At 72.4% G+C, this 4,504-nt stretch carries 4 protein-coding genes (1 of these 4 running past the window's edge); 3 read left to right on the top strand and 1 reads right to left on the bottom strand.

The window, feature by feature from the left end; translation table 11 throughout:
- From I59_RS20075 to I59_RS14185, 3 genes are all read left to right on the top strand, one after another.
- Positions 1–595 (top strand): hypothetical protein (locus I59_RS20075; protein ID WP_222835019.1); only part of this gene is annotated, 595 nt, incomplete at its 5' end.
- Between the two features lie 87 nt (positions 596–682).
- Positions 683–2,242: an ABC transporter permease gene (locus I59_RS14190; RefSeq protein WP_022904435.1), complete on the top strand. Its 1,560-nt coding sequence runs from the start codon at positions 683–685 to the stop codon at positions 2,240–2,242.
- 122 nt (positions 2,243–2,364) lie between these two features.
- Complete coding sequence (locus tag I59_RS14185; protein ID WP_031273864.1) at positions 2,365–3,039, top strand: ABC transporter ATP-binding protein; 675 nt, start codon at positions 2,365–2,367, stop codon at positions 3,037–3,039.
- Positions 3,040–3,190: 151 nt separating this feature from the next.
- On the opposite strand, the gene I59_RS23590 is transcribed toward I59_RS14185, so the two are convergent.
- Positions 3,191–4,504, bottom strand: partial view of an ABC transporter permease subunit gene (locus I59_RS23590; protein ID WP_022904433.1) — the 3' portion only. Its footprint extends 834 nt past the window's final position; the window shows 1,314 of its 2,148 coding nt (coding positions 835–2,148); its start codon lies beyond the right edge, outside the window — the gene reads right to left on this strand; its stop codon occupies positions 3,191–3,193.

Raw genomic sequence — 4,504 nt, 5'->3', positions numbered from 1 at the left:
GTCCTCGACGGATACACAGACCGGACCGCCGAGGTCGTCGCCGACCGGATCGCGGACGACGAACACGTGGCGACGGACCCCGCTCGATGTCGTGGACACCGGCCCACGGCCCGTCGGGGTCGGGCGCGCCCGGAGCCTCGGCGTCGCGCACGTCCTGCGGGCCGCCGGTCCGACCGGGACGCACTGGACGGCCCACACCGACGCGGACTCCCGCGTGCACGGGTCGTGGCTCGTCCAGCAGGCCGACGCCCTCGCCGCCGGTGCACACGTGCTCGTGGGCGCCGTCGAGCCGGAGCCCGACGACCTCGACCCCGACGTCCTGTGTCGCTGGCGGGTCGCGCACCCGCCCGGCGCGACGCTCGGGCACCTCCACGGCGCCAACCTCGGGGTGCGGGTGGACGCGTACCTGGGGTCGGGCGGCTTCGACCCGGTCCCCGAGCACGAGGACGTCCGACTCGTCACGCGGGCCCGAGCGCTCGGGTTCGACGTCCGCGCCACCACGGCGTTCCCGGTGGTGACGAGCGGTCGGTTCGTCGGTCGGACGCCCGGGGGCTACGCCGAGCACCTCCGCGTGACGTACGGCGACGCCGGCTGAGGCCTCATCGGATCCTCTTGGGTTCGGGCAGCGCTGCTCATCGACTCGCTCCCTACGGTCTCCTCGTCCCCAACACCGAGGAGAACCATGTTCCTGACCTACCTCAGGCGCGAGCTCACGAACCGCCGGAAGCAGACGGTCATCATCGCCGTCGGTATGGCGCTCGCGATCGCCCTGGTCGTCATCGTGTCGTCGATCGCGAGCGGGGTGAAGGCGGCGCAGTCGAGCGTCCTGCAGTCCGTGTACGGCGTCGGCACCGACATCACGATCACGAAGACCGAACAGCCGACGTCGTCGAGCACCGGCCGGCCGTCCTTCGACTTCGGCAGTCGCTCGGGCAGCGACAGCGGGTCGACCGACCTGTCGCAGTCGCGTCTGGCGGTCGCCCGCGGGTCGAGCACGCTGAACGCGTCGAACCTCGCGACCGTCACGGCGACCACCGGCGTGAAGGCGGCGACGGGCGTGCTGACGCTCGAGAACACGACCTTCTCGGGGCAGGTGCAGCAGGGCAGCAGCAGCAGCTCTGACAGCAGCAGCTCTGGTGGTTCGGCGTCGGGCAGCACCGACGCCGGTTCGTCGGACAGCAGCACGCAGCAGGGACCGCCGAGCGGCGGCGAGGGCGGCGGATTCGGCGGCGGCTCGTTCAACGTCGACTCCTTCACCGTCACGGGCATCCCGGTGTCGGGCGACGCGGTCGGTCCGCTCACGAGCACCGAGATCACGAAGGGCCGCTCGTTCACGGCGAAGGACGCCGGCAAGGACGTCGTCGTGCTCGACAGCGCCTACGCGAAGAGCGAGGACAAGGCCGTCGGAGACACACTCGAGATCGGCGGCTCGAAGTTCACCGTCATCGGGATCGTCGCGTCCACCGGGTCCTCGAGCACCACGGGCTCGAACACCTACGTCCCGCTCGACACCGCGCAGTCGTTGGCCGACCTCGACGGCAAGGTGACGTCGATCTACGTCTCCGCGGAGTCCTCGTCCGACGTCAGCACCATCAAGTCCGCGCTGCAGCAGAAGCTCAGCAGCGCCACCGTCTCGACCGAGGCGGACCTCGCCTCGAGCGTCTCCGGTTCGCTGAGCACCGCGTCGAGCCTCGTGTCGAACCTCGGCACCTGGTTGTCGATCGTCGTCCTCGCGGCGGCGTTCCTCATCGCGATCCTCTTCACGATCTCCGGCGTGACCCGGCGCACCCGGGAGTTCGGCACCCTCAAGGCGATCGGCTGGTCGAACGGCCGCATCACCCGGCAGGTCGCCGGCGAGTCGCTCGTCCAGGGCCTCATCGGCGGCGTGATCGGTGCGGCGGCGGGCTTGATCGGCATCCTCGTCGTCAACGTCATCGCCCCGACCATCTCGGCGAGCGCCTCGACCTCCACCCGCGGTGGGACGGGTGGCGGCATGCCCGGGGGCGCGGCGACCGCGGCTGCGGGCAGCGGGACGACCGGCGGCGCACCGGCCGGCGGCTTCGGCGGCGGGGCGGCCAGCACGGCGAGCACGACCGACGTGGTCCTCCACGCCCCCGTGACGGTCGAGGTGATCCTGCTCGCCATCGGGCTCGCGGTCCTCGGTGGGCTGCTCGCCGGTGCCCTCGGCGGCTGGCGTGCGAGCCGGCTCCGCCCGGCCGAGGCGCTGCGGAGCGTGGCCTGATGCCCGGACCGACACGCGACACGACCACCCCGACGCACGACGCGACCGAACCGACAGGAGCACCCGTGACCACCCCGGCGACCGCAGCCTCCACGGCGGGGGCGAACCGCGCCTCCAGTCCGATCTACCGGCTGCAGAACGTGAGCAAGACGTACAAGCAGAAGAACCGGACCGTCACCGCGTTGACGAACGTCGACCTCACGATCCCGCAGGGGCAGCTCGTGGCGATCCAGGGGCCGACCGGCGGCGGGAAGTCGACCCTCCTCCAGATGCTCGGGGCGCTCGACCGGCCGAGTGCCGGGAGCGTCCTCCTCGGCGAACACGACGTCGCGAAGCTCGGGGACGGGGCACTCACGGACCTCCGGGCGACCGAGATCGGGTTCGTCTTCCAGAGCTTCAACCTCATCCCGACGCTCACCGCGCTCGAGAACGTCGAGACGGCGTTCGCGGGCTCGCTCGCGAACCGGTCCAAGGACGAGGTCCGCTCGCGTGCCACGGCCGCGCTGCAGGAGGTCGGGCTCGGCGAGCGCCTGGACCACCTGCCGGCGGAGTTGTCCGGCGGGCAGCAGCAACGGGTGGCGATCGCACGGGCGCTCGTGAAGAACCCGTCGGTGCTCCTCGCGGACGAGCCGACCGGTGCGCTCGACGAGGGGACGCGCGACGAGATCATGGGGATCATCGAGCGGCAGTGGAAGGAGCGCGGGCTGACCGTGGTCATCGTGACGCACGACTCGTGGGTGGCCCGCCGCGCCGAACGTCGGCTGCACATCAAGCAGGGGCTGGTGCGCGAGGTGTAGCGGGCATGCCGGTGCGCTGCCGAGACTCGGCTCAGCGGACGGTTCCGTGGCCCCGACGCCGCGGAACCGTCCGCGGGGCCGAGTCTCGGTCTCCCGGGCCCGCGCAGCCCCCGCGCCGCTCGGCGTCCCGGGCCCGCGCAGCCCCCGCGCCCTACTGCGCGACCGGGTAGTCGCAGTACGCGAACCACCGCGAGTCCGGCGACCACGGCGGAACGTTGACCGTCCCCTGCCCGCCGTCGAGCGTCACGAGGGTCTCCGGCTCGACCGCGATCCGGGCGCCCCGCACGAGCGCTCCGGGGAGCAGCCGCAGCTCGACGCGGTGGTCGGCCGGGTGTCCCTGCACGCCCGGCTCGTACGACAGGTACAGCAGGTGCGATCCGTCCGGCGAGAGGTGCGGGAACCAGTTCACCCGGTCGTCGTTCGTGATCCGCACCGGATCGGCGTGCCCCGGCCAGACGGTCGCGAGCTGCGCCGTCCCCGGTGTGAAGCGCTCCGTGTTGAACAGCCAGATGCCACCGACCGGCGTGATCGTGCAGCCGTCGTCCGGGAAGGCGTCACGCGTGAGGAACGTCGGCTCCCCGGTCATGGGGTCGACGCTCGCCACATCGGTGGTCCAGACGCCGTCCTCGGTGCGCTCCCCCACGATCGCCGCCAGGGCGCTGCCGTCCGGAGCGATGCCGTGCAGGTAGAACTTCCGTTTCGTCGGGAGCGCGGCCGTCGTGTCGGTCAGCTGCTCCGCGGAGCCACCGTCGGGCAGCGGCACCCGGTAGAGCTCACCGTTGCGAGCACTCACCACGACCGAGCCGTCGGAGGGGTCGAGCACGTGGTCGTTGTTGATCTCCGGGACGCCTGGCATCGGGACCGGCACGAGCGCGGTCTCGTCGAGCACGGTCCCCACCGGCGGGAGCGGCAGCAGCCAGAGGTCGCCACCGCCGTTGAGCAGGACCCGGCCGTCGTCGAGGACGTTCGGCGCCTCGACGAGGACGCGGTCGCTCGCGAACACGAGCCGTCCCTCGCGGGCCTCGACATCGTACACGTGCACACGGGAGGTCTGGCCGGGCAGCAGCTGCCGCCCACGGGTCTCGCTCATCTGTCCATCCTGTCGGTTCGGTCGGTGGTGCGCGCGGCCCGAGTCTCGGCCCGCGCGACCCGAGTCTCGGCCCGCGCGACCCGAGTCTCGGGCTGAGCGACGTTGTTCGGGCACGGAGCCGCGAGAACGGTCGCCCGACGCGAGTCTCGGCCCGCGCGGCCCGCGCCGCGCGAGTCTCGGCCCGCGCGACCCGAGTCTCGGGCTGAGCGACGCGAGTCTCGGGCTGAGCGACCCGAGTCTCGGGCTGAGCGACGTTGTTCGGGCACGGAGCCGCGAGAACGGTCGCCCGACGCGAGTCTCGGCCCGCGCCGCGAGACTCGCGGAACACGACGCGAGTCTCGGCCCGCGCCGCGCGGGGACCGCCGGGAGGTNCTT

The sequence above is a fragment of the Curtobacterium sp. B8 genome (assembly GCF_000333315.1).
Taxonomy (GTDB): domain Bacteria; phylum Actinomycetota; class Actinomycetes; order Actinomycetales; family Microbacteriaceae; genus Curtobacterium; species Curtobacterium luteum.
This window is presented reverse-complemented; position numbering and strand designations above follow the sequence as displayed.